Genomic DNA, 25136 nt, shown 5'->3' with positions numbered 1-25136 from the left:
TCAACCCATCCGGGTGATCACGGGCTCCTGCACCAGCCCGAAACCGCGCAGCGCACCCAGCAGCTCGCGGTGACCGAAGGCCTGGCAGCCCGAAGCGAAGCCGGCGCGCCGCGGCGGCTGCTGCAGCAGCGAGGCGGCCGCGTAGGCCTGCAGCAGGCCGGTCTGCTTGTAGTTGCAGTTGCCGAAGATCACGCAGTGCACGCGGCCCAGCGGACCGGAGGCGTGCACCGAATCGACCGACTTGTTGATGCGCGGGTTCTCGCGCGGCGGCATGGTGTTCATCACGCCCGACGCGGTCTGGGCCAGCGCGGCATAGCGGTCCTCGTCGTTCATGCCCTCGGTGGCCTTGAGCGCGGCGGCCACGATCTGCGGCACGCCCTGCATCAGCGCCTTGTTGAAGACACCGCCCAGCACCTTCACGTTGGCCACGCGCGGATCGCGCCTGAACCACACCGGGTGCGAGGTGCCGCCCCAGGGCAGCGCCAGCGCGGCCTCGTGCTGGCCGGGAATCGAGAGGTGGTACAGCCCCGCGTCGGATTGCCATTCGACGTATTCGTTCTGCTCCAGGTAGTAGGCCTTCGAGGTGGCCGCATTCACCAGGATGGTCTGGGTGGACGCGATGGTCGGGCTGCCGCCCCAGAACACGGCGATGTCGAGCGTGTCGAGGCCGGGCGTCTCCAGGCACAGCTGCGCGGCGATCTCGCCGGTGGTGTACATGTGGGCGAGGCCCGGCGACAGCAGCAGGCCTGCGGCGGCGAACCTGGCGCCGTACTTCTGGTCGAGCGTGATGAGCCAGTCCTGCTCGCCGGTGGTGTCGGTGTAGTGGCAGCCCGCGGCCAGGCAGGCATCGACCACCTCATGGCCGAAGCGGGCGAAGGGCCCCACCGTATTCAGCACAACCGAGGCGCCGGTGAAGAGCTCGGTGAGCGCACCCACCGAATGCGCCACTTCCACCACCTCGTAGTTCGCGGTCTCGATGCCGGGCACGTTGGACTTCATCGCCGCTTCCACCTTCTGCGCGCTGCGGCCCGCGGCGACGAAGGGGATGTTGTACTCGCGCAGGTATTCGCACACCAGCCGGCCGGTGTAGCCTGAGGCGCCGTAGACGACGACGGGTTTCTTCTTGCTGCTGCTCATGCTGTGTCTCCTTGCTGTTGTTCGCCTGTGCGACTACATGCCCATGCCGCCATCCACCGCGATGCCTGCGCCGGTGATGAACCGGGCCGCGTCGCAGCAGAGGAAGACCACCACGTCGGCCATGTCGCCGACTTCGCCCAGACGCCCCAGCGGCGTCTGGCCGACCACGTCGCCCACGGCGGCCTCCACGCTCGGTGCAAGGCCCGCGGCGACGATGTCGTGCGCGAGCTTCATGCCCATGTCGGTGGGCACGAGGCCCGGGTAAATGCAGTTGACCCGGACGCCGTAGCCCAGCTTGCCGGACTCCATCGCCGCGACGCGCGTGGCGCGGTCGACGGCTGACTTGGTGGCGGAGTAGCCGGCAATGGCGGGGAACGCGATGGTCGCCGCGACCGAGGCGATGTTGACCACCGCACCGCCCTTGCCCGCGCTGCCGCCGGGACGCATCGCGCGGAAGGCGTGCTTCATGCCGAGCAGCGTGCCGGCCACGTTCACGTCGAGCATGCGGCGCAGGTCGTCGCCGTCGACGTCCACCACCAGCGAGGTGATCTCGATGCCGGCGTTGTTGACGAGGATGTCGAAGCCGCCGAGCTCCTTCACCGTGGTCTCGGTGGCCGAGGCCCAGTCGCCGTCCCTCGTGACGTCGAGCGGGACGAAGCCCACCTTCGCCCCCGATGCGGACAGCCTGGCGGCGGTTTCGCGCCCCAGGTCGGCGAGCACGTCGCCGATCATCACGGAAGCGCCGGCCGCGGCCAGCGCCTCGGCGATGCTCGCGCCAATGCCGCGCGCACCGCCCGTCACGAGCGCACGGCGCCCCTTCAAGTCGTACTTGGCCATCACTTGTCTCCTGTGGATATGTTGTGAGATGGAGCGGCCATGCTAGAAATCGACTTTACGACTGTCAAGATTTTTCTTGGCAACCGTCAAGTTTTTCTAGAATGGCATCCGTGGCGTGCCGGATGCGGGTTCTCCCGCTTGCGTGCTATGGTTTGCAATCACGAGGAACACGGGGCTGGCATTCATGCGGCCCGGCTTTCAATGACGACACATCAACGGGTAAAGAAACACGCTGAACGGGTGCCCAAGGCGCGGGTCGACAAGTTCTCCGAGCGCCGCGCCGAACTGGGCGAAGCCGCACTGACCACGCTCGCGGCACTGGGTTATGCGCGCACCAGCCTGCGCGAGATCGCGCAGAACTCCGAGTTCTCGCATGGCGTGCTGCACTACTACTTCAGCGACAAGGTCGACCTGATCATCTGCAGCGTGAAGCAGTACAAGGCACGCTGCGTCACGCGCTACGACCACGCGGTGGAAAGCGCCACCACCTACGACGAGCTGATGGAAGGCTTCCTCAAGAGCCTGGGCGACACGCTGTGCGACGAAGGCCACGTGCACCGCCTCTGGTATGACCTGCGCTCGCAGGCGCTGTTCGAGGAGGCCTTCCGCAACGACGTCGTGCAGATCGACAAGAGCCTGGAAGAGATGATCTGGCGCATCATGAGCCGCTTCGCCGAGCTCTCGGGCGAGCAGCCCGGCATGTCGCCCTCGGCCACCTATGCGCTGTTCGACGGGCTCTTCCAGCAGGCGCTGCTCAAGCACATGTCGGGAGATGCGAAGGCTGTGGAGAACATGAAGGCCGACGTGCGCGAAGCCATCGGCCGCCTCTTCACGCCCCCCGCGAAGGCCGCGGCGCCCCGCAAGCGCGGCGCCTGAAGCGCGACGCGGCTCAGCTCGCCTTCCTCGCCGGCGCGAGCGCACGCGCGCCGGCCCACTGGCCGCTCTCGCACAGGTCGCGCACCACGTCCGCGATCAGCGTGCACACCGCGCGCTTGGCATTGGTGACGGGCAGGTGCACGGAAACGCACAGCCCCAGCGTGCGGTGCATCGACGGCCAGTCGATGCGGTGCGCGACGAGTCGCCCCTCCTGCACTTCGCGCTGTGCAAGGCCGAACGGCATGATGGTCGGCCCCAACCCGGCCTCCACCGCCGCCTTCAGCGTGTAGACCGAATTGATCTCCGCCGCCACACGTGCCGCGGAGTGCCCCGCCTGCTCCAGCACCGCATCGACCAGCCAGCGCGTGCAGTGGCCGTGCGCATGGGCGGGCCACACCAGCGGGCGCGCGATGGCCTGCTCGATGCTCACGTCGCCGGGCGGCAGCGCGTGCGGGCTCTGCGGGGCATCGAGGAACACGAAGTCCTCCTCAACCAGCGGGGTGAACTGGATGTCCTCCGCCGCCATCGCGGGCGAGAACATCGCCACGTCGACGCGGCCGCGCAGCAGCTGGTCGGCCATGTTGCCGGTGAGCTCCTCGTTAAGGTGCAGCACCACGTCGGGATAGCGGCGCGCCGCCGCACGCATGAGCGGCAGCGCGACCATCGGCGACACGCTCTGCGGCAGCGCCGCGACCACCGACCCCGCCACCGACTCGGCCGCGACATGCACCGCGGCCCTGGCGTCGCGCACCTGCTTGGTGATGCCCTGCGCGTATTCGTAGAAGACCTTGCCGGCTTCCGTCATCGCAACGCCGTTGCGGCTTCGCAGCAGCAGCTGGGTGCCGAGCTCGCCTTCCAGCTCGGCCATCTGCTTGCTCAGGGCCGACTGCGCGATGAAAAGCTGCTGCGCGGCGCGCGACAGGCTGCCGCAATCCACGATGGCAACGAAGTACTTGAACTGGCGCAACTCCATCGAGGGACCTCCGGCCGTTCGCCGCGAGGCGCGGGCGAGGCCGGAAATTCTAGAGCGCACACCAGCCCGCTCTTCAGCCCTCGGCCGAGGCGACGACCTTTCCGGGGTTGAAGATGTCGTGCGGGTCCAGCGCCTTCTTCACCGCGCGCATCAGCGCCACGCCGTGCGCGCCATGCTCCTCGACCAGGTACTTCATCTTGTGCAGCCCCACGCCATGTTCGCCGGTCGACGTGCCCCCGTGACGCAGCGCGCGCTGCACCAGCCGGTGGCTGAAGGCCTCGGCCGCCTCGTTCTCCTTCGCGCTGCCGGGGTCGACCAGCACGAGGCAATGGAAATTGCCGTCGCCGACGTGGCCCAGCACCGGCGCGAGCAGGCCGTGTTCGGCGATGTCGGCCTGCGTCTCCTCGATGCACTGCGCGAGCGCGGACAGCGGCACGCAGGCATCGGTGCTCAGGCTGCGGCAGCCCGCCTTCAGCTGCAGGCAGGCGAAGTAGGCGTGATGGCGCGGGGTCCACAGGCGCGAGCGCTCCTCCGGCAGCCTTGCCCATTGGAGGTCGCCGCCGCCGTGGCCGCCTGCGATCTCTCGCACCACCGCCGCCTGCTCGTCGACCTGCCCCTGGCTGCCGCCGAACTCCAGGAACAGCGTCGGATGCTCGCCCAGCGTGGTGCGGCTGTGCGCATTCACCGCGCGGATGGTCAGCGCATCCAGCAGTTCGGCGCGCGCCAGCGGCACACCCATCTGGATCGACTCGATCACGCAGCCGACCGCCGCGCGCACCGATGGAAAGTGCACCACCGCCGCGGCGTATGTCTCCGGATGCGGATGCAGCCGCACCGTCGCTTCGGTGATCAGCCCCAGCGTGCCCTCGGAGCCGCAGTAGAGCTGCGTGAGGTTGTAGCCCGCCGAGCTCTTTCGCGCGCGCGAAGCGGTGCGCACGATCTCGCCTTCGGCCGTGATCACCGTCAGGCTCACGAGGTTGTCGCGCATGGTGCCGTAGCGGACGGTGTTGGTGCCCGAGGCGGCCGTCGCGACCATGCCGCCGATGGATGCATCCGCGCCCGGATCGACGGAGAAGAAGAAGCCGCAGCCCTGCAGCGCCGCGTTCAGCTGCCCGCGCGTGACGCCCGCCTCCACCGTGGCCGTGAGATCGCCGGGCCGGATCGCCAGCACCTTGTTCATCTGCGAGAAATCGACGCACACGCCGCCCTCGACGGCCAGCAGATGCCCTTCCACCGACGAGCCCACGCCGAAGCCGATGACGGGCACTCGCTCGCGCGCACAGGCACGCACCACGAAGGCCGCCTCCTCGGTGCTGCGCACGAACACCACCGCGTCGGGCGGCTGCGGCGGATAGGTCGACTCGTCGGTGCCGTGCTGCAGCAGCACCACCTTGCTGGTCGAAAAGCGTTCGGCGAACCTGCCCTGCAGCAGGGCGAGCAGTTCCGGCGACGGGGAGCGCCGAGTGTTCGAACGCACGGGAATGGTCACGACCGAGTCCATGGAAGCCTCCTCCTGAATGCAGCTCAGCGCTGCGATGGCGCGCGAGCCGGCCTGACGAACAGCACCAGCACCGCGCCGATCACCAGCAGCGCTGCCAGCATGTGCAATCCCGCGTCGGTGCTCTGCGTCGCCTCCTTGATGAGCCCGATCAGGTACGGCGCGCTGAAGCCCGAGAGATTGCCGAACGAATTGATGAGGGCGATGCCGGCGGCCGCCGCCGCACCGCCGAGCAAGGCCGTGGGCAGGCCCCAGAAGACCGGAAAGGTCGACATGATCCCCATGGTGGCCAGCGTGAGCCCCGCCATCGCGAGCGTCACGTTGCCATGGGAGGCCACGCTGAGCACGAGCCCCGCCGCGCCGACGACAGCGCCGGTCGCGCTGTGCCAGCGGTACTCGAGCCGGCGGTCGGCGCTGCGTGCCATGAAGTACATCGCGACCACGCCGAAGGTCCACGGGATGGCGCTGAGCAGGCCGATGTCGAGCGCGCCCTTCACGCCCGCCGCCTTGATGATGCTGGGCAGCCAGAACGAGATGCCGTAGAGCCCCGAGGTGTAGGCGAAGTACACCAGCGCCAGCAGCCATACGCGGCCGTTGCCCAGCACGCTCAGGATGCGCGGTTCGGCCTTGCCCGCGTCCTCGGCGGCGATCTCACGGGCGATGAGTTCGCGCTCGGCGAGCGTGAGCCAGCGCACGTCCTTCACGCGGTCGTCGAGGTAGCGCCACACGATCAGGCCCAGCGCGACCGTCGGCAGGCCCTGCAGCAGGAACAGCCACTGCCAGCCGGCCCAGCCGTTGACGCCGCCCATGCCCTGCAGGATCCAGCCCGAGAACGGGCCGCCCAGGATGCCCGCGAACGGGATCGCCGCGAGGAACAGCGACGTGGCCTTGCCGCGCCGCGCGGCCGGGTACCAGTAGGTGAGGTACAGGATGATGCCGGGGAAGAAGCCCGCCTCGGCCGCGCCCAGCAGGAAGCGGATCACGTAGAACGACGTGGGCGAGCTCACGAACATCGTGCCCGCCGACAGCACGCCCCAGGTGATCATGATCCGCGCGATCCAGCGGCGCGCGCCCACGCGGTGCAGCACCACGTTGCTCGGCACCTCGAAGAGGAAGTAGCCGATGAAGAAGATGCCCGCCCCCAGCCCGTAGACCGCGTCGCTGAACTGCAGGTCGCCCTGCATCTGCAGCTTGGCGAAGCCCACGTTCACGCGGTCGAGGTAGGCCACGATGTAGCAGAGGAAAAGCAGCGGGATCAGCCGCCATCCCACCTTGCGGTAGACGGCGTCGGAAGTGCTGTCGAAACGGCCCTCGTAGGGCTGCGCGATGGTGCCGGTGCTCATGGGTGCGTCGCTTTCCTTCGTCTGGTTCGACTGCAGGCGATGGTCGTGCGCACACCCGCTGCGCGGCTGTGGGTTTCCACTCAATATTCATATGGATTGAAGATCGGCGTATCTCGCAACGAGATGCGCGAGGCAGGTGCGCATGGCGAAGAAGGTGCGTGCCGCGCGGGAGATGCACCGGACCGATGCGCACACGCCCAGGTGGCCTTCGGCTACCGGCGCAGCGAAGGCATCGCGTTGGGACCGGGCCGCTTGCAAAGTAATGTCACTGCAAGCCCTTCGGACACACAGGCATACAGAGCGGCCCCGACTTCCTTCGCATCGCCCATAGATTCGGCTGCGTCGACCCGGACAGACCCAGGCAGACCAGGTCGATCCCGTTTCACCCAAGTCCAACAAAGGAAGAATCGTCATGAAGAAGTTCTCTCGCCGCCTCGCCGCGACCTTGATGGCCCACGCGCTCGGCCTGGCGGCGCTCGCGCCCCTGCACTCGTTCGCGCAGCCGGCGGACCGGGCCCCGTCCGCCCAGTCCACCAAGCCCACGATCGTGCTCGTGCACGGTGCCTTCGCCGATTCGTCGAGCTGGGACGGCGTGGTGCAGCGCCTGCAGGCACGGCACTATTCCGTGATCGCCGCTGCGAACCCGCTGCGCGGGCCTGCGTTCGACGCGGCGTACGTCGCCGGCATCGTCGATGCCGTGAAGGGGCCGGTGGTGCTGGTCGGGCACTCGTACGGCGGCTCGGTCATCTCTGCCGCCGCCAACGGCAAGGCGAACGTGAAGGCGCTGGTCTACGTGGCGGCCTTCGCGCCGGAGGCCGGCGAAACGGCGATCGGCCTCACGGGCAAGTTCCCGGGCAGCACGCTCGGGCCCACGCTGGCGCCGGCGGTGCCGCTCGCCGACGGCGGCAAGGACCTGTACATCGATCAGGACAAGTTCCCCGCGCAGTTCGCGGCCGACGTTCCGCTCGCCAAGGCGCGCCTGATGGCCGTGGGGCAGCGGCCCATCGCCGAGGCGGCGCTGAACGAGCCGGCGCAGGCTGCGGCATGGAAATCGGTGCCGTCATGGTTCGTCTACGGCGATCGCGACAAGAACATCCCGCCGCAGGCCATGGCCTTCATGGCGCAGCGCGCCAACGCCCAGAAGACGGTGGTGGTCAAGGGCGCCTCACACGTCGTGATGACTTCGCAGCCCGAGGCGGTGACCCGGGTGATCGTCGAGGCGGCCGGGCACTGAGCATCGGCGGCCCCGCTTTCAGGCGCCTACTGCGGCAGCTCTCCGGCCGGTCGCTCCAGCCACTTCATGGACAGCCGGTCGAGCTCGCCGCTCTTCTTCGCCTCGTCGATGATGGCGTTGACCCGCTGCCGCAGCGCGTCCTCGCCCTTGGCCACGCCGATGTAGTTGGGGCTCTCTTTCAGCAGCAGCTTGTAGGTGGTGCCCAGCGCGGGGTTGCTGGCCATGATGGTGTTCGCGACGGAAGCGCCCGTGGCGATCAGTTGCGCCTGCCCGGAGACGAAGGCCGAGACGGTGCGGGTGTTGTCGTCGAAGCGGCGGATGTCGGTGCCCGAGGGCGCGACCTTGTTGAGCTCCTGGTCCTCGACCGAGCCGCGCGTGACCGCGATCGACTTGCCCGACAGGTCGGCGAAGCTCCTGACATTCAGGCTCTTCGCGCCGAAGATGGCCTGGTAGAACGGCGAGTACGCGGCGGTGAAGTCGATCTGCTTCTCGCGGTCGGGGTTCTTGCCCAGCGTGGCGATGACCAGCGCGGCCTTCTTCTTCTGCAGCGTCGGGATGCGGTTGGCGCTGGTCACGGGGATCAGGTCGACCTCCACGCCCAGCTTGGCACCGATGTAGTTGGCCATGTCGATGTCCAGGCCGTGCATCTTGAAGTCGCGGTCCATCGAGCCGTAGGGCGGGAAATCGGGAGGAACCGCAATGGCGATCTTCTTGTTCTTCAGGATGGTGTCCAGCGCGCTTTGCGCATGGACCGCCCCGGTTGCCATGAGGGCGCCGAGCGCGAGCCCCAGGACGAATTGCAATCTGCCGAATTTCATGATGCCTGAACGATGACGAGTGGTTGTGGGTTTGATGTCGGACGCACGGCTGCCTGGGCGGCCGCGCCCGGCGCACAGCCGCACGAATCGTGCCAGTGGTATACAAGGCTCGTGCACTCGATCAGAACGACAAACCCGGTGCGCAAGCCGCGAACCGGCCCTGATTCAGGGCCGCGAGCCCCACATTGGGGACTCGCGACGACAAGAAGCCGCCGATGCACGCGCTGCTGCCGACCCGGGCAGAATCCCGCGCTTGCAGTCTCATCCCCTCAAGGACCTTTCATGACCGATCTCTCGAACTTCCCCATCACGAAGAAGTGGCCCGCGCAGCACCCCGAGCGGCTGCAGCTCTATTCGCTGCCCACGCCCAACGGCGTGAAGGTATCGATCATGCTGGAGGAGACCGGCCTGCCCTACGAGCCGCACCTGGTGAGCTTCGAGACCAACGACCAGATGTCGCCCGAGTTCCTGTCGCTCAACCCGAACAACAAGATCCCGGCCATCCTCGATCCCGACGGACCCGGCGGCAAGCCGCTGGCGCTGTTCGAATCGGGCGCGATCCTCGTGTACCTCGCCGAGAAGACCGGCAAGCTCATCCCGCAGGACGCGGCCGGCCGCTACGAGACCCTGCAGTGGGTGATGTTCCAGATGGGCGGCATCGGCCCGATGTTCGGCCAGCTTGGTTTCTTCAACAAGTTCGCCGGCAAGGACTACGAGGACAAGCGCCCGCGCGACCGCTACGTGAACGAGTCGAAGCGCCTGCTGGGCGTGCTCGACAGGCGCCTGGCCGATCGCGCATGGATCATGGGCAGCGACTACACCATCGCCGACATCGCCACCTTCCCGTGGATCCGCAACCTGATCGGCTTCTACGAGGCCGGCGACCTGGTCGGCTTCAAGGACTTCCCGAACGTCGCGCGCACGCTCGAGGCCTTCGTGGCGCGCCCTGCCGTGGTGGCGGGGCTGGGCATCCCGAAGCGCGGCTGAGAAAAACTCAGCCGGCCATCGGGCGACGACCTCAGTTCGCGCTGAGGTCCATCAGCATGCGCGAGAGCAGATACAGGCGCGGCACCACACTCTCGACTTCCGCGTACTCCTCCGGCGTGTGGATGCCGCCGCCCACGATGCCGAAGCCGTCGAGCACCGGCACGCCGACGCCCGCTACCAGGCTCGCATCGGCCGCGCCGCCGCTGCTCTCGATGGTGAGCTTCTTGCCGATCTCGGCGTAGATGCCTTCGGCCATGGCGACCAGCTTGTCCGAAGCCGGCGAGCGCGGCATCGGCGGCAGGCCGCGGATCAGGCGCACGCGCACCTCGGTCTCGGGGATCAGCTTGTTCTGCGAGATGCGCGCGAGGTCCTTCTCGACGCGGTCGAGCTCCTCGGGCGTGGCGGCGCGCACGTCGCCCTTGGCGCTCGCGGTCGCGGGAATCACGTTGGTCGGGCCGTTGGCCGTGAGCACGGTGAAGTTGACGGTGGTCTTCTTCGCCGCGTCGGCCGCCTTCGACAGCTGCAGCACCTGGTGCGCCACTTCCATCGCCGCGTTGCGGCCTGCCTCGGGCGCCACGCCTGCGTGGGCCGCCAGCCCCTTCACCTCGACGAGCGCGGTGGCGGAGCCCTTGCGCTCGACCACGAGGCCGTCGGCCGGCCGGCCCGGCTCAAGGTTCAGCGCCACGTCGTGCTGCTTGGCCACGCGCTCGATGAGCGCGCTGGTGCCCACCGAGCCGGTCTCCTCGTTGGTGTCGAGCAGGAAGGTGATCTGCCCATAGTCCTTGAAGCCGATCTGCTGCAGGATCTTCAGCGCGTACAGGCCCGCCACCACGCCGCCCTTGTCGTCCATCACGCCGGGACCGTAGGCGCGGCCGTCCTTGATGTAGAAGGGCTTGGCCGCGGCGGTGCCTTCCTTGAAGACGGTGTCCATGTGCGCGAGGATCAGGATCTTCTTCTTGCCCTGCCCCGTCAGCGTGGCCACGACGTTGGTGCCGGGATGCGGCTCCGCCGGAAAGGTCTCTATGCGAGCGCCGAGCTTGCGCAGTTCTTCCACCGCCAGATCGCTCACCTTGGCCAGGCCCGCCGTGTCGGCAGAACCGGAGTCGATGTTGACCATGGTCTCCAGCATCTTGAGCGCGCCGTCCTTGCTCTGCGTGGCCGCGTCGAGGACGCCCTGGTGAGGCTTCTGCGCCATGGCGTTGCCGGCCAGCAGCGCGCATGCGAGCGCGGTGCAATGGGCGACGGCGAGCAGGCGGCGGGCAGGCGGCCGGGCTTTCATGGCCGAGGAAGCCGAAGAAGCCGAGCAGGCGGATGCGGGATGGCGCGAGTGGATCGTCATTGTTGTCCGTTCTGTTGAAGGAAGTTCCTGGAAGGCGCGGCAGCGCCGCCGCGCCGTGCTGACTCTACAGACAGTTCAGCCGGGGAAGTCTTCCGCGCGCAACTCGATCGGCTGCCCGTGCGGGGTTCGGTCCGCCGCGTGCGCCCAGGCATGGCGGTAGCGCGCCAGTTCGCCTTCGGAGCTGGCGCCCTTGCCGGCCACGAGCTTCTCGAGCGCGGCCAGCCAGTGCAGGTAGTAGGTCTGGCCGGTATCGGGGTCGCCCGCCGCCTGTGCCTGGGCGATCTGCGCGGCCAGCGCCTCGGCCCATTCGGGCCAGGTGAAGAGGCCGCGCTCGTGCAGGGCCAGCGTCATCGCGAAAGCCTGCGCCTCCCAGGGCGCGTTGAACACGGGCCCGTCCGCATCGCGCGGCATGCCGGGCGACAGGGGCATGCGCTCGCTGCTCATGCCGCGGCCTCCAGGTAGCTTTCCCACGCGTCGACCGAGACCGCGAGGTTCTGGCGCGGCGCGTCGCCGCCCCACAGCTCGGCTTCGTCGAACTCCACCGTGTAGAGCCACTGCGGCTGTTCGCCGAGCCCTTGCGCGTTGGTGTCGGCGAACACATGCGCGCCGTGCACCCGGACGATGGTGCCGCGCCTGCCCTGAACATAGGCGGGCAGCCGCGTGTGATGGTCGACCTTGCCCGCATGCATGCGCACCTCCTGGCCCACCGCGAAGCGAGCCGCGGCGGGCGCGGGACGCTCGGTGGGCGAGCCCTTGGCAAGCGCCGGCTGCACGTCGGCGGCACGCAGCACGCGGGCCACGGGTGCGGCCGCATGGCGCATCTCGCCGCTGGCGATCTCGTCGGCAAAGAGCTGGCCGCGCTGCTGCATCAGCTGCTCCAGCGCGCGAAGCCAGATCTGGTAGTAGCTGAGTTCGCGGTAGTCGGGCAGCGTCTCGCGCACGGAGCGGCTCGCGTCGATGTTCCACGAGCCGGTCGCGCCCATGGCCAGCACGAGCGCCAGGGCACGCGGCTCCCAGGCGGCATGGAAGAGTTCGCCTTCCGCCTCGGGCACGACCCTGCCGAAGCCCGGCAGTCCGCCGAGGTCGGCCTTGGTCTCGTAGCTCATGCGGTGTGCTCCTGTTCCACCGGAGCACCGGCCAGCCGCGTGCCGATCATCGAATCGCGCGAGACCAGGTCGGCCAGCTGCTCTTCGCTCAGGCCCTCGGTGCCGGCGGGCCGCTGCGGGATGACGAGATAGCGCACCTCGGCGGTCGAATCCCACACGCGGATGCGCGTGGCCTCGGGCAGCACGGTGCCGAAGTCGGCGAGCACGCCGCGCGGGTCCTTCACCGCGCGCGAGCGGTAAGGCGCGCTCTTGTACCAGGTGGGCGGCAGGCCCAGCACGGGCCAGGGGTAGCAGCTGCACAGGGTGCACACCACCATGTGGTGCGTGTCGTCGGTGTTCTCCACCGCCACAATGTGCTCCCCCTGGCGGCCCGTGTAGCCGAGCGAGGCGATCGCCGCGGTGGCATCGGCCAGCAGCCACTGCCGGAAGGCCGGGTCGACCCAGGCCCTGGCCACCACCCGCGCGCCGTTGCGCGGGCCGACGCGGGTCTGGTAGGTGTCGATCAGCACATCGAGCGCGGCCGGGTCGATGTAGCCTTTCTGCGCGAGCACGCTCTCGAGGGCGCGCACGCGCAGGTCCATCTCGCCGAGTTCGCTGTGTTCGTGGCCATGGTCGTGGGCGTGTTCGTCGCCGTGGCCGCTGTCGTCGTGGGGGTGGTCGGAGCTCATCCGGGCGATGCTACGCCCGGGCACTTAAAATTCGAAGCCTCCCGCCAGTTCCCCTCCGGAAGCCCTCCCCCATGACCTCCACGCCCGCCCGCCCCGTCCGCTCCCAGTACGAAGATTTCATGCGCCACGTCGACACCCATGGCGTCTTCAAGAGCGACCGCACGGGCACCGGCACCAAGAGCGTGTTCGGCCACCAGATGCGCTTCGACCTGAACGAGGGCTTCCCTCTGGTGACCACCAAGAAGGTTCACCTGAAGTCCATCATCCAGGAACTGCTGTGGTTCCTCACCGGCTCGAGCAACAACAACTGGCTCAAGGAGCGCGGCGTCACCATCTGGGACGAATGGGCGCGCGAGGACGGCGACCTCGGCCCCGTGTACGGCGTGCAGTGGCGCAGCTGGCCGACGCCCGAGGGCGGCCACATCGACCAGATCGCCGAAGTCATCAAGACGCTGAAGACCAACCCCGATTCGCGCCGCATCATCGTGAGCGCATGGAACGTGGCTGAACTGTCGAAGATGGCGCTCATGCCCTGCCACGCCTTCTTCCAGTTCTACGTGGCGCCGCCGCAGGCCGAGGGCGAGCGCGGCAAGCTCAGCTGCCAGCTCTACCAGCGCAGCGCCGACATCTTCCTGGGCGTGCCCTTCAACATCGCGAGCTATGCGCTGCTCACGCACATGATCGCGCAGCAGTGCGACCTCGACGTGGGCGACTTCATCTGGACCGGCGGCGACTGCCACATCTACAGCAACCACGCCGAGCAGGTGGCGCTGCAGCTCAGCCGCACGCCCTACCCCTACCCCACGCTGCACATCAAGCGCAAGCCGGCCTCGATCTTCGACTACCAGTACGAAGACTTCGAGGTGCTCGACTACCGGCACCACGACGCGATCAAGGCGCCCGTGGCGGTATGAGCGGTGCGAGTCCGATGAGCAAGCCGCGCATCAACCTCATCTTCGCCCGCGCCGCCAACGGCGTGATCGGCGTGGACAACACCATTCCCTGGCACATCCCGGAGGACATGGCGCACTTCAAGCAGCAGACAGCCGGCGCGCCCGTGATCATGGGCCGAAAGACCTGGGACTCGCTGCCGCCGCGCTTCCGCCCGCTGCCGGGCCGGCGCAACATCGTGGTCACGCGGCAGGCCGACTGGCAGGCCGAAGGTGCGCAGCGCGCGGCGAGCCTGCAGGAGGCGCTGGCGCTTTGCGAACAGCCGGGCGTCGAGACCGCATGGGTCATCGGCGGCGCGCAGATCTACGCCGAGGCCGAGCCGCTCGCGCAGCGCGCGGTGGTGACCGAGGTGGCGCGCGACTACGAGGGCGATGCCTACGCGCCCGAACTCGACGCCGCCTGCTGGCGCGAGACGCGGCGCGAAGCGCATGTCTCGGCCAAGGAAGGCCTGGGCTTCAGCTTCGTCACCTACGAGCGCGTCGCGCCCGCCCCCGGCAGGTAAGCGAGGCGATGGGCGAAGGCGCAGCGCACCGGCTCCCACCGAGCGGCCCGCGGCGCCGCTCGCTGATCGCCGGCGCGGCCTTGCTCGCGGGCCTCGCGCCGATGCGGCTCGTGCATGCGGCCGAGCCGCTGGAGCCCGACGAGGAAGCGCTCTTCATGACCGGCACGGCGCGCCCCACCGCCGATGGCCGGCTCGAGGTCGACATCCACGCATGGATCTTCGAGCGCGAGAACCGCTGGGGCCTCAATGCGGCCTTCGCGCGCTACCTGGGCCTGAGCCTGAAGAAGCTCTCGCCCGCCGCTCGCCTTCGCTTCAACCAGCGCACCGCGCTCTTTCATGCGGAGTCGGAAGAAGGCAAGGTGATCGACGTCGACTTCGACGGCACCTCCACGCGCGTGACGATGCCGCCATCAGGCAAGGACGGCCGCTGCAACCTGCGCGTCGTGATCGACATGCCGCGCGCACCGCTGCTTGCGACATCGCATTCGCCTCAGGACTGGGTGCAGTTCCATGGCGTGACCGGTCCGGGCGAGCTGCTGCACCGCTTCAGGGGGCAGGCGCTCGTGGTGCCCGAGCAGGGCGTCTCCGTCATCTCGGACATCGACGACACCATCAAGCGCACGCAGGTGCGCGACCGGCGCGAGATGCTGCTCAACACCTTCGCGCGGCGCTTCGAGTCGGCGCCTCGCATGGCCGGCTGGTACCGCGCGCTGGCGAAGGCGCCGGGCACGCGCTTCCACTATCTCTCGGCGAGCCCGATCCAGCTCTATCCGGCGCTGTCGGACTTCATCCGCAATGCCGACTTTCCGCAAGGCAGCATGCACCTGCGCGAGAGCACGACGTGGCGCACGCTCATTCCCGGCGACGAGGATTCGCGCACGCACAAGCTCGGCGTGATCGGGCGGCTGCTCGCCGAATTTCCGCAGCGGCGCTTCGTGCTGGTGGGCGACTCGGGCGAGGCCGATCCAGAGATCTACGCGCAAACGTTTCGCTCCCATCCGCAGCGCATCGAAAGCATCGTGATCCGCGACGTGACGGGCGAAGGCCGCACCTCCGATCGCTATCGCGCGACCTTCGAAGGCATCGACCCGGTGCGCTGGCACATCGTGATGCCCGACACCGCCGCGTGGCCCGTGCAGGCCCTCAACTAGCCATCGAGCATTCGTCGGCAAAGGCCTGCGGCGAGTCAGCCCGCGGGCAGGTGGGCCCGCGCAGACTGGCACCTTCTTCTGTCTTGCCGCGCGAAAGGAGCACTTCGGTACACGCGGGCAAAGGCACGCGCAGCGCAGGGTTTAGACAACGCTAATTGTTTGTGCGCACAATGTCCGGAACGCCCTCAACCACAAGGAGACGGCTCATGTCCATGGAATTTCTTCGGACCATCGCCGAGCAGAAATTGCCATACGTCGTTCACACGCCGGCCGACATCGACAGGCTGCGCGTGCTGCGCGCCGCAGATCTGGTGACTGCATTCATTCCGCCGGCCGACCACGCGTCCGATGCCCGCGCGATCCGCCAGCTCGCGCAGGTCGAATCGATCACGGCCAAGGGCATGCTGGCACTCAACAAAGCCACCTCGGCCTTCATCGAACTGTAAGAGGCGCTTCAGCTTCTTTCCTCTCTGCAGAGGCCTCGCGCGAGCCTCTTGCACGCCTCCTGAAGGGCCCCTGCACACCCGCTGCAGCGTGTGCAGCACCTCCGCATTCACTGTTACAAGTTGCCCGCTTTTGCACGAGCCAGGGCTCGCCTTGGGTAGCCCTGCGCGCCCCTCTCACGCCCTGCTTGGGCGACCGAGCACGCGTCTTCGCACCTCTTCTCGCTATCACGCGCCTCATTTGCGTGTCAATTACGTGAAAAAACGCCCAATTACATGAGTTTCTACGGAGACATGGCTTGCCTTTTCTCCGGTTTTTTCTCGATTCATGGGGTACCTACCCAATTCTGGGGATTGTTGCTAGATATCTCCATTTGTATCTTTCGTGCGTCTCAAAGCATGCCGGGACTGCAACGGCAACGGGCCGCGGACCGCCTTCACCGGGGCGGAGCTGCGTCGAAAACACACGACCTGTGTTCTTGTCACTTCAACCTTTTCCGAGAGCGAACAATGTCGAACAGCTTGCAAAAATGGGTGGGACGCAATCGTCCTCCGCGCGTCCAGATCACCTATGACGTCGAGATCGGCGACGCCGTCGAAAAGAAGGAACTGCCGCTCGTGGTGGGCCTGCTGGCCGACCTGTCGGGCCAGCCCGAACAGCCGCTGCCCAAGCTCAAGGAGCGCCGCTTCGTCGAGATCGACCGCGACAACTTCGACGGCGTGCTCGGCAACATCGCCCCGCGCCTCGACCTGTCGGTGCCCGACACCATGAAGGGCGATGGCAACCTCAAGATCGAACTGAACTTCAAGGAGTTCGGCGACTTCCATCCCGAAGCCATCGTGAGCCAGGTGCCGCGCCTGGCCAAGCTGCTCGAGGCGCGCCAGCAGCTGCGCGACCTGCTCGCCAAGCTCGACGGCAACGACGAACTCGACGGCCTGCTCGAGCGCGTGGTGAAGAACAGCGAAGACCTCAAGACGGTCCAGAGCCAGGCCAAGGCGGAAGCCGACGCCGCACCAGCACAGGCCCCCGCCGCCGCTTCCCCGGAAGCTGCCGCACAGACCTCCCCCGAAGCCGAAGCACCGGCAGCGTGATCAACCACGCCGGCCGCTGCCCCTCGCTGCGCAGCCCGGCACTTCATGAATGGTGATAGAGATGGCCAACAAATCCAAAGCCGCCGAAGCCGGCAGCGCAGCAGCAACCACCGTCACGACCAGTGACATGAGCCTGCTCGACAAGATCGTCTACGAAGGCAACATGACGACGGAGCCCTCGCAGGGCGCCTACGCGAAGAAGCTGATCGGCCAGCTGGCTTCGCAGATCCTCGACGAAGGCATGAAGACCAGCCCCGACAAGGGCGTGGTCACGCTGATCAACGAGCGCGTCGCCGAGATCGACCGCCTGCTGACCGACCAGCTCAACGCGATCCTGCACGCCCCCGAGTTCCAGGCCCTCGAAGCCTCGTGGCGCGGCCTGCACGACATGGTGTTCGGCACCGAGACCGGCAGCAACCTCAAGCTGCGCCTGCTCAACGTGAGCAAGAAGGACCTGCTGAAGGACCTGGAAGGTGCCGTCGACCACGACACCAGCGTGCTCTTCAAGAAGATCTACGAAGAGGAGTACGGCACCTACGGCGGCCACCCCTACTCGCTGCTGATCGGCGACTACTACTTCGGCCGCCACCCGCAGGACATCGCCCTGCTGGAGCGCATCTCCCGCGTGGCCGCCGCCGCGCACGCGCCGTTCATCGCCGCGGCCGCGCCGGCCCTGTTCGACTTCAAGTCGTTCACCGAGCTGGGCATTCCGCGCGACCTGTCGAAGACCTTCGAGAGCGCCGAGCTCACCGCGTGGCGCAGCTTCCGCGACTCGGAAGATTCGCGCTACGTGTCGCTGGTGCTGCCCAGCTATGCCGCCCGCCTGCCCTACGGCGCCAAGACCATTCCCGTGGAGAACTTCAACTACGAGGAAGACGTCGACGGCACCGACCACGGCAAGTACCTGTGGGCCAACGCGGCCTACCAGCTGGGCCTTCGCATCACGCAGGCCCACTCGCTGTACGGCTGGACCACGGCCATCCGCGGCGTGGAAGGCGGCGGCAAGGTCGACGGCCTGGTGGCCCACGCCTACAAGACGGACGAAGGCGACATCGCGCTGAAGCCGCCGACGGAAGTGACCATCACCGACCGCCGCGAGAAGGAGCTGAGCGACCTGGGCTTCATCGCCATCGTCAACTCCAAGGGCTCGAACACCGCCACCTTCTTCGGCGGGCAGACCGTGAACAAGCCCAAGGTCTACGACAAGGATGCGGCCAACGCCAACGCGGCCGTCTCGGCTCGCCTGCCCTACATCCTGGCCGCATCGCGCTTCGCCCACTACCTGAAGGTGATCGTGCGCGACAAGATCGGCAGCTTCCAGACGCAGGCCGACATGCAGAAGCACCTGAACAACTGGGTCGCGAACTACGTGCTGGTCAGCCCCTCGGCGCCGCAGGCCATGAAGGCCAAGTACCCGCTGAGCCAGGCCCGCGTCGACGTGACCGAAGTGCCGGGCAAGCCGGGCTCGTACCGCGCCATCGCCTTCCTGAAGCCGCACTTCCAGCTGGAAGAGCTCTCGGCCTCGATCCGCCTGGTGGCCGACCTGCCGGCAGCGGCAGCGGCCTGATCGCCCACATCCCGTCAATCAACGTCGACAACGAACCGACCGACAGAAAGAACTTTCGAAAATGCCTATCTACCTCAAGATGCCGGGCGTGACCGGCCAGACCCAGATCGAAGGCCACAAGGACGAGATGGAAGTGCAGAGCTTCCAGTTCGGCGCCGGCCTTGCCGTGACCTCGGGCACCTCCAACCAGGAACGCACCGCGGGCAAGCCCAGCTTCTCGGAAATCACCGTGACGCGCACCAGCGACTCGGCCACGCCCCAGCTGCTGCAGAAGCTCGCCGGCGGGGAGGTGTTCGCGGGCGACACCGTCATCACCTTCCCGCGCGAGGACAAGAGCGGCCTGCTGCCCCTGATGGTGGTGACGCTGACCGACGTGATCCTCAGCGGCTTCTCGGTGTCCAGCGGCGGCGACCTGCCTTCCGAAAGCATCTCCCTGAACTACGCGGCCATCAAGGTCGACTACACGAAGCAGAAGGAAGAAGGCGGCCAGGAAGGTGTCGCACCGTTCGGCTGGGACATCTCCAAGAACGTCGCGGTGGCCTGATCGAGCGCCGCTGACCTCCGGCGCCGATCACCGTGTCCGAACTCGTCAAAGGGGGCGTCGCCCCCCTGTTCGACCGGTTGGCGTCCGCGCAGTCCGAGCACGTGCGGAGTGCCGCGCATCTCGAGACGATGGAATCCGTGCAGGACTCCATCGGCCGCGAGTTGCGCCGGCTCTTCAACACGCGCTCGCCGCTTTCGGCGGAGGACTACGCGCAAGGCAGCGGCACCGTCCTGGAGTACGGCATTCCCGATTTTTCCGTGTTCAGCGCACAGAACGCGGCCGACCTGCAGAGGTTGGCCGCGTTGCTGCGCACGGCCGTCGCGCGCTACGAGCCGCGGCTGTCGGAGGTGAGCGTGCAGGTCAGCCCCGCACCCAACCGGCACGAGGTGGCGCTGGTGCGCATCGGCGCGCAGGCGCGCGCCGGCCTCGCGCTGCGCCGCGTGGACTTCGAGATGCTGCTGGGCGCGCCGGACAGCCTGATGAAAGTCGCCTGACGTGTCCGACATCCAGCACAGCGACCTGCTGCAGTACTACAAGCGCGAACTGTCCTACCTGCGCGGACAGGGGGCGGACTTCGCCCAGCGCTATCCCAAGGTCGCATCGCGCCTCTCGCTGCACGGCGGCGAGTCGCTCGACCCCCACACAGAGCGGCTGATCGAGTCGGTGGCCTTCCTGTCGGCGCGCGTGCACCGCGACCTCGACCAGGAGTTTCCCGACGTCGCCTACGCCCTGCTCGACAACCTCTGCCCTTCGCTCGTGCAGCCGCTTCCCTCGATGTCGGTGGCGCAGTTCGAGCTCGATCCGGCGCAGGGCAAGGTCACGGCAGGATTCCGCGTGCCGCGCCACACCATGCTGCATGCGCGCACATCGCCGCACGCGCCGGGGGCTTCGTCCCAGGACTGCCGCTTCCGCACCGCCTGGGACACCGTGCTGTGGCCGCTGCGGATCACGCATGCCGCCATCGACAGCGACGCGGTGCTGCGGCTCGCGCTCGAATGCGATGACCAGACCGACTTCTCCGAGCTGGAGATCGACAGCCTGCGCATCCACCTGCAGGGCGACTGGATGACCACCATGCCGCTGTACGACGCGCTGGTGTCCGGCGTGAAGTCGGTGGCCGTCATCCCCGAAGGCGGCATGGCGCAGACGCTGCCGGCGGACGCATGGCGCGAGGTCGGTTTCGCCGAGGGCGAGGAAGTGCTGCCCCAGCCCGCCAACGCGCAGCCTGCTTACGGCCTGCTGCAGGAGTACTTCGCGTTCCCGCGCAAGTTCCATTTCTTCGACCTGCACCACCTGCGCTCACGCCTGGGCAGCGGGCGCCGCTGCGAGATCGCGTTTCAGCTCGACCGCTCTACGCGCGCGCTGCGCTACATCGACGCGGACAACTTCCAGCTCGGCTGCACGCCCATCGTCAACCTGTTCCCGCGCGTGAGCGAGCCGCTGGCGATGGACCAGCGCCACTACGAATACATGCTGGTGCCCGACCGCCAGCGCGACGCGACCACCGAGGTGCATTCCATCGTCTCGGTGGTCGCATCGGACCCGGACGCCGACAAGCCGGTGAACGTGCCCGGCTTCGCCGCGCTGGGCCACGTCGACGGCGCGCCGGGCGTGAAAGAAGGCGCGGTCTTCTGGTCCGCGCGCCGCGAGCCCTGCCTGCGCCAGAACATTCCGGGCACCGACGTCTTCCTGTCCTTCGTCGACCAGGGCAAGGCCCACACACGGCCCGCACAGCCCGTGGTCTACGCGCACCTGCTGTGCACCAACCGCCGGCTGGCCGAGCAGGTGCCCGTGGGCGCGCGCCTGCTGGCCGAGGGCCCGCCGCAGCCCACGCACGTGCGCTGCCTCTACGAGCCCACCGCGCAGCGCGATCCGCCGCTGGGCAGCGAGACGCTGTGGCGGCTGGTGTCGCTGCTCACGCTCAACCACCAGTCGCTGGTGGACGGCTCCACCGGCCGCGAACAGCTGCGCGAGATGCTGCTGCTGTTCGCCTCCGACAGCCGCCGCGACCACGCGCAGATCCGCGGCATCGCCGGGCTCTCGGCGCGCGGCATCACCGCGCACGTGGGCACCGAGGCGTGGCGCGGGTATTGCCGCGGCACGCAGGTCACGCTCGAATTCGAGGACGACGCCTTCGTCGGCGGCTCGCCGCTGATGATGTCGGCGGTGCTCGCGCGCTTCTTCGCGATGTACACCTCGGTCAACTCCTTCGTCCGCCTCGCAGTGCGCAGCGGCGAGGAGATCCGCAAGCAGTGGGCCCCGATGACGGGCCGGCAGGTGGTGCTGTGATCGTCGAGGAACTCGCCGCCCGCCCGCAGGACTTCAACCTGTTCCAGGCCATCAGCCTGCTGGAGCGCGCCGCGCCCCAGGCGGTGCCCGTGGGCCGCTCGCAGGGCCCGCGCGAGCGTGAGGCCGTGCGGCTGCACGCCTTCGTCTCGCTCGCCTTCGAGGCCAGCGACGTGCGCGATGTCGGTACCGAGGCCGCCACGGGCGAGCCCTGGACGCTCACCACGCCCGCGCTCTCGCTGGCGGGCAGCGGCGGCCCGCTGCCGATGCCCTTCACCGAGATGCTGCTGGAGCGGCGTCAGCAACGCGACTACGCCACGCAGGACTTCCTCGACATCTTCAACCACCGCTTCCTGGCCTTCCTCTACCGGAGCCGGCGCAAGCACCACATCGCGCTGAACCCGCAGTCGCCCGCGCGGTCGACGCTGGCCACCACGCTCGACGCGGCCAGCGCGCTCGGGCTGCGCGCCGGCGTGCGCGCGCCCGACGGATCGGCCCAGTGGCTGCGGCATGCCGGCCTGCTCGGCGGCTCGCCGCGCGGCATGACGGCCCTGCTCGCGCTGCTGCGCGACCGCCTCGGCGTGCAGGTGGACGGCACGCAGTTCCGCGGCCGATGGCTGGCACTCGAACCCGACGCCTCGGCGCGGCTGGACACTCGCACGCCGCTGGGCGGCGGCGCGGTGCTCGGCAAGCGCGTGTGGGACCAGGGCGCGGGCATCCGCCTCGTTTTCGGCAACCTGAGCCAGCAACGGCTGCGCGACCTGCTTCCCAAGGGCGCCGACCATGCGCTCGCCAGGTGGCTGGTGCGCCGCTTCATCCCGCAGGACCTGAAGGTCGAGATGGAGCTGCGGCTGGCACCTTCCGAATCGCGCAGCAGCGTGCTCGGCGCATCCAACCCGATGCGCCTGGGCTGGACCTCGTGGGTTGCCGGGCCGGCCTTCCGCGGCGCACTGCCGCCCGTTCAACACACCCTGACCAGCGACGGCGGCGACGCGCCGCACGGCTGATCCGAACACGCTCTCCTATGGACATCGACATCCGCACCCTGCTCGGCCGGCTCAACCCGGAATGCAAGCGCGCAATGGAACAGGCCGCCGAGCTGTGCGTGCAGCAGACGCACTACAACGTCGACATCGAACACCTGCTGATGAAGCTGGTGGACAACGAGGCGCCCGACCTGCGCCTGGTGTTCGGCCGCTTCGGCATCCGGCCCGACAAGGTGCAGGCGCAGCTGCAGAAGTCGCTCGACACCTTCAAGCGCGGCAACGGCCGCACGCCAAGCCTCGCGCCCGACTTCGCGCCGCTCTTCCAGGAAGCCTGGCTCATGAGCTCGATGTTGCTGGGCCAGCAGCATGTGCGCTCGGGCACGCTGATGCTGGCGCTGCTCGAGGTCGATCGCCTGCGCGGCCGGCTGGTCGATGCCGCGCCCGCGCTGCTGCAGATCCCGCGCGGCTCGCTGCGCGACGAACTCGCGAGCCTGCTGCAGTCGTCGCCCGAAGACGCGGCGGGTGCGGCACTGGCCGACGCGCCGATCGCATCGGCCTCCTCCGCGCCTGCCGCGAGCCAGCCCACCGCACCGCAGCCCGCTCCCGAAGCCGGCGCGATGCAGATGCCCACCGCGCGCCGCAGCAGCTCGGCCACGCCCTCGCTCGACCAGTACACGGTCGACATGACGCAGCTCGCGCGCGACGGTGCCATCGACCCCATCCGCGGACGCGACGGCGAGATCCGCCAGATCATCGACGTGCTGCTGCGCCGCCGCCAGAACAACCCCATCCTCACTGGCGAGGCCGGCGTGGGCAAGACGGCGGTGGTCGAAGGCTTCGCGCAGCGCGTGGTGCAGGGCGACGTGCCGCCCGCGCTGCGCCAGGTGTCGGTGCGCTCGCTCGACCTCGCGCTGCTGCAGGCCGGCGCCGGCGTGAAGGGCGAGTTCGAGAACCGGCTCAAGTCGGTGATCGCCGAGGTCAAGGCCTCGCCCACGCCGGTGATCCTCTTCATCGACGAGGCGCACCAGCTCATCGGCGCGGGCGGCGCCGAGGGCCAGGGCGACGCGGCCAACCTGCTCAAGCCGGCGCTCGCGCGCGGCGAGCTGCGCACTATCGCCGCCACCACCTGGGCCGAGTACAAGAAATACGTGGAGCGCGACCCGGCGCTCGCGCGGCGCTTCCAGGTCGTGAAGGTGGAGGAACCCAGCGAAGAGGTCGCCATCGACATGCTGCGAGGCATGGTCGAGACACTGGAGAAGCACCACGGCGTGGAGATCGTCGATGACGCGGTGCGCGAGGCCGTCAAGCTCTCGCACCGCTACATCACCGGCCGCCAGCTGCCCGACAAGGCCATCAGCGTGCTCGACACCGCCTGCGCGCGCGTGGCCATCGGGCAGAACGGGCTGCCGGCCGAACTCGAATCGACGGCGCGCGACATCGCCACGGGCGAGAGCGAGCTGCGCGTGCTGCGCCACGAAGCGGCCACGGGTAGCGACCGCCAGGAAGCCATCGCGGCGCTCTCGGCGCGGCTCGATGCGCTGCGCCAGAAGCACAAGCGCCTCTCGGACAAGGTCGACGAGGAGAAGCACGCGGTGATGGAGATCGTCGCGCTGCGCCGCCGCATCGCCGAGGGCCTGCGCAGCGACGCGCCGCCGGCCGACGAGGAGAACGACCCAGCGCTGCTCACCGCTGCGCTGCGCCGTCTGGAGAAGGGCCTGGAGGCGCTGCAGAACGACGAGCCCATGGTGCCGGTGTGCGTGGACGGCGCCATGGTGGCCGAGGTCATCTCCGGCTGGACCGGCATCCCCGTCGGCAAGATGATGACCGACGAGCTGCACACGGTGCTCAACCTGAAGGAGAAGCTCGCCGAGCGCGTGGTCGGCCAGGACGACGCGCTCGACGCCATCTCGCGGCGCATCCGCACCTTCCACGCCGACCTCGACGACCCCGGCAAGCCCGTGGGCGTGTTCATGCTGGTGGGCCCGAGCGGCGTGGGCAAGACCGAGACGGCCTTCGCGCTGGCCGACCTGCTGTACGGCGGCGAGCGCAACGTCATCACCGTGAACATGTCGGAGTTCCAGGAGGCGCACACCGTCTCCAGCCTCAAGGGCGCTCCGCCCGGCTACGTGGGCTACGGGCGCGGCGGCGTGCTCACCGAGGCGGTGCGGCGCCGCCCCTACAGCGTGGTGCTGCTCGACGAGATGGAGAAGGCGCACCCCGACGTGCTGGAACTCTTCTTCCAGGTGTTCGACAAGGGCACCATGGAAGACGGCGAAGGCGTGCTGATCGACTTCAAGAACACGCTGATCCTGCTGACCTCCAACGCCGCGCAGGACGTGATCACGCAGGCCTCGCAGGGCGGGCGCAGGCCCGACCCCGACGAGCTCGTGGAGCGCCTGCGCCCCGAGCTGCTCAAGCAGTTCAGCCCCGCCTTCCTGGGACGGCTGGCGCTGGTGCCCTACCACCACCTGGGCGACGGGCAGATCCGGTCCATCGTCAACCTCAAGCTGGGCAAGCTGGCACGGCGCTTCGCGCTGAACCACCACGCCGGGTTCACCTGGGACGCACAGGTGGAAGACGCCATCACCGCGCGCTGCACCGAGGTGGACAGCGGCGCGCGCAACATCGACCACATCCTGGCGCACGCGGTGCTGCCCGAGCTGTCGCGCCAGGTGCTGGAGCGCATCTCGATGGCGGCCGCCTTCACCGGGGTGCACATGAGCGTGGGCGCCGACGGCGCCTTCGCCTTCGGCTTCGAGCCGTCGACGCTGAGCTGAGCCCGGATCGGATGAGCAAGC

At 68.4% G+C, this 25136-nt stretch carries 24 protein-coding genes; 14 read left to right on the top strand and 10 right to left on the bottom strand.

Features of this window, described 5'->3' with window-relative positions; genetic code table 11:
- Both G369_RS0115105 and G369_RS0115100 read right to left on the bottom strand, forming a co-directional pair.
- Complete coding sequence (locus tag G369_RS0115105) at nt 1–1137, bottom strand: DUF5938 domain-containing protein (protein WP_019654844.1); 1137 nt, start codon at nt 1135–1137, stop codon at nt 1–3.
- 33 nt (nt 1138–1170) lie between these two features.
- On the bottom strand, nt 1171–1974 hold the full coding sequence (locus G369_RS0115100; protein WP_019654843.1) for an SDR family NAD(P)-dependent oxidoreductase: 804 nt from the start codon (nt 1972–1974) through the stop codon (nt 1171–1173).
- A gap of 201 nt (nt 1975–2175) precedes the next feature.
- Between G369_RS0115100 and G369_RS0115095 the strand changes: the two genes are divergently transcribed.
- Nucleotides 2176–2850 carry a TetR/AcrR family transcriptional regulator gene (locus tag G369_RS0115095; protein WP_038114747.1) on the top strand — a complete coding sequence of 225 codons (675 nt, stop codon included), beginning with the start codon at nt 2176–2178 and terminating at the stop codon, nt 2848–2850.
- A 13-nt stretch (nt 2851–2863) separates the two neighbouring features.
- Here G369_RS0115095 and G369_RS0115090 read toward each other — a convergent pair whose 3' ends face one another.
- The 3 genes from G369_RS0115090 to G369_RS0115080 all read right to left on the bottom strand — a co-directional run bounded on the left by G369_RS0115090 (nt 2864) and on the right by G369_RS0115080 (nt 6664).
- Nucleotides 2864–3823 (bottom strand): LysR substrate-binding domain-containing protein, encoded by a 960-nt coding sequence (locus G369_RS0115090; protein WP_019654841.1) that lies wholly within the window; start codon nt 3821–3823, stop codon nt 2864–2866.
- A 73-nt stretch (nt 3824–3896) separates the two neighbouring features.
- Entirely contained in the window at nt 3897–5324 is a 1428-nt protein-coding gene (locus tag G369_RS0115085; protein WP_019654840.1) for an FAD-binding oxidoreductase, read from the bottom strand.
- Nucleotides 5325–5347: 23 nt separating this feature from the next.
- Nucleotides 5348–6664, bottom strand: coding sequence for an MFS transporter (locus tag G369_RS0115080; RefSeq protein WP_019654839.1), 1317 nt, complete (start codon nt 6662–6664; stop codon nt 5348–5350).
- 412 nt (nt 6665–7076) lie between these two features.
- Here G369_RS0115080 and G369_RS0115075 point away from each other — a divergent pair, with 412 nt between their 5' ends.
- Nucleotides 7077–7898 carry an alpha/beta fold hydrolase gene (locus G369_RS0115075; protein ID WP_019654838.1) on the top strand — a complete coding sequence of 274 codons (822 nt, stop codon included), beginning with the start codon at nt 7077–7079 and terminating at the stop codon, nt 7896–7898.
- Nucleotides 7899–7924: 26 nt separating this feature from the next.
- Here G369_RS0115075 and G369_RS0115070 read toward each other — a convergent pair whose 3' ends face one another.
- Nucleotides 7925–8716: a transporter substrate-binding domain-containing protein gene (locus G369_RS0115070; protein ID WP_026346393.1), complete on the bottom strand. Its 792-nt coding sequence runs from the start codon at nt 8714–8716 to the stop codon at nt 7925–7927.
- Nucleotides 8717–8998: 282 nt separating this feature from the next.
- Between G369_RS0115070 and G369_RS0115065 the strand changes: the two genes are divergently transcribed.
- Nucleotides 8999–9703 (top strand): glutathione S-transferase N-terminal domain-containing protein, encoded by a 705-nt coding sequence (locus G369_RS0115065; RefSeq protein ID WP_019654836.1) that lies wholly within the window; start codon nt 8999–9001, stop codon nt 9701–9703.
- 31 nt (nt 9704–9734) lie between these two features.
- On the opposite strand, the gene G369_RS0115060 is transcribed toward G369_RS0115065, so the two are convergent.
- The 4 genes from G369_RS0115060 to nthA all read right to left on the bottom strand — a co-directional run bounded on the left by G369_RS0115060 (nt 9735) and on the right by nthA (nt 12816).
- Nucleotides 9735–10982 carry a glutamate carboxypeptidase gene (locus tag G369_RS0115060; RefSeq protein ID WP_038114834.1) on the bottom strand — a complete coding sequence of 416 codons (1248 nt, stop codon included), beginning with the start codon at nt 10980–10982 and terminating at the stop codon, nt 9735–9737.
- A 135-nt stretch (nt 10983–11117) separates the two neighbouring features.
- Nucleotides 11118–11486 carry a nitrile hydratase accessory protein gene (locus G369_RS0115055; RefSeq protein WP_019654834.1) on the bottom strand — a complete coding sequence of 123 codons (369 nt, stop codon included), beginning with the start codon at nt 11484–11486 and terminating at the stop codon, nt 11118–11120.
- Nucleotides 11483–12148: a nitrile hydratase subunit beta gene (gene nthB / locus G369_RS0115050; protein WP_019654833.1), complete on the bottom strand. Its 666-nt coding sequence runs from the start codon at nt 12146–12148 to the stop codon at nt 11483–11485. The genes G369_RS0115055 and nthB overlap by 4 nt, the downstream gene beginning before the upstream one ends.
- Complete coding sequence (nthA, locus tag G369_RS0115045) at nt 12145–12816, bottom strand: nitrile hydratase subunit alpha (RefSeq protein ID WP_019654832.1); 672 nt, start codon at nt 12814–12816, stop codon at nt 12145–12147. The genes nthB and nthA overlap by 4 nt, the downstream gene beginning before the upstream one ends.
- 71 nt (nt 12817–12887) lie before the next feature.
- Here nthA and G369_RS0115040 point away from each other — a divergent pair, with 71 nt between their 5' ends.
- The 11 genes from G369_RS0115040 (at nt 12888) to tssH (ending at nt 25115) form a co-directional block, all read left to right on the top strand.
- Entirely contained in the window at nt 12888–13730 is an 843-nt protein-coding gene (locus G369_RS0115040) for a thymidylate synthase (protein WP_019654831.1), read from the top strand.
- Nucleotides 13731–13744: 14 nt separating this feature from the next.
- Entirely contained in the window at nt 13745–14269 is a 525-nt protein-coding gene (locus G369_RS0115035; protein WP_020723080.1) for a dihydrofolate reductase, read from the top strand.
- Between the two features lie 8 nt (nt 14270–14277).
- Nucleotides 14278–15420, top strand: a complete 1143-nt coding sequence (locus G369_RS0115030) for a phosphatidate phosphatase App1 family protein (RefSeq protein ID WP_019654829.1) — start codon at nt 14278–14280, stop codon at nt 15418–15420.
- A gap of 206 nt (nt 15421–15626) precedes the next feature.
- On the top strand, nt 15627–15866 hold the full coding sequence (locus G369_RS0115025) for a hypothetical protein (protein WP_019654828.1): 240 nt from the start codon (nt 15627–15629) through the stop codon (nt 15864–15866).
- Between the two features lie 507 nt (nt 15867–16373).
- A complete protein-coding gene (gene tssB, locus G369_RS0115020) occupies nt 16374–16955 on the top strand; it encodes a type VI secretion system contractile sheath small subunit (RefSeq protein ID WP_019654827.1) in 582 nt (193 codons plus the stop codon).
- 61 nt (nt 16956–17016) lie between these two features.
- Complete coding sequence (gene tssC, locus G369_RS0115015; protein ID WP_020723079.1) at nt 17017–18522, top strand: type VI secretion system contractile sheath large subunit; 1506 nt, start codon at nt 17017–17019, stop codon at nt 18520–18522.
- A 61-nt stretch (nt 18523–18583) separates the two neighbouring features.
- A complete protein-coding gene (locus G369_RS0115010) occupies nt 18584–19066 on the top strand; it encodes an Hcp family type VI secretion system effector (RefSeq protein WP_019654825.1) in 483 nt (160 codons plus the stop codon).
- Between the two features lie 32 nt (nt 19067–19098).
- The gene (gene tssE / locus G369_RS35815) at nt 19099–19560 is read left to right on the top strand and encodes a type VI secretion system baseplate subunit TssE (RefSeq protein WP_063827411.1); all 462 of its coding nucleotides are present in this window, start codon (nt 19099–19101) and stop codon (nt 19558–19560) included.
- 10 nt (nt 19561–19570) lie between these two features.
- On the top strand, nt 19571–21355 hold the full coding sequence (gene tssF / locus G369_RS0115000) for a type VI secretion system baseplate subunit TssF (protein WP_038114825.1): 1785 nt from the start codon (nt 19571–19573) through the stop codon (nt 21353–21355).
- Entirely contained in the window at nt 21319–22359 is a 1041-nt protein-coding gene (gene tssG, locus G369_RS0114995) for a type VI secretion system baseplate subunit TssG (protein ID WP_026346391.1), read from the top strand. The genes tssF and tssG overlap by 37 nt, the downstream gene beginning before the upstream one ends.
- Before the next feature lie 17 nt (nt 22360–22376).
- Nucleotides 22377–25115 carry a type VI secretion system ATPase TssH gene (gene tssH / locus G369_RS0114990; RefSeq protein WP_019654821.1) on the top strand — a complete coding sequence of 913 codons (2739 nt, stop codon included), beginning with the start codon at nt 22377–22379 and terminating at the stop codon, nt 25113–25115.
- Nucleotides 25116–25136 lie beyond the last annotated feature (21 nt).

The organism is Variovorax atrisoli 110B, assembly GCF_000382045.1.
GTDB classification, from domain to species: Bacteria; Pseudomonadota; Gammaproteobacteria; order Burkholderiales; family Burkholderiaceae_C; genus Variovorax; species Variovorax atrisoli.
The sequence above is the reverse complement of the archived record's forward strand: the minus strand, read 5'-3'. Positions and strand labels throughout refer to the sequence as shown.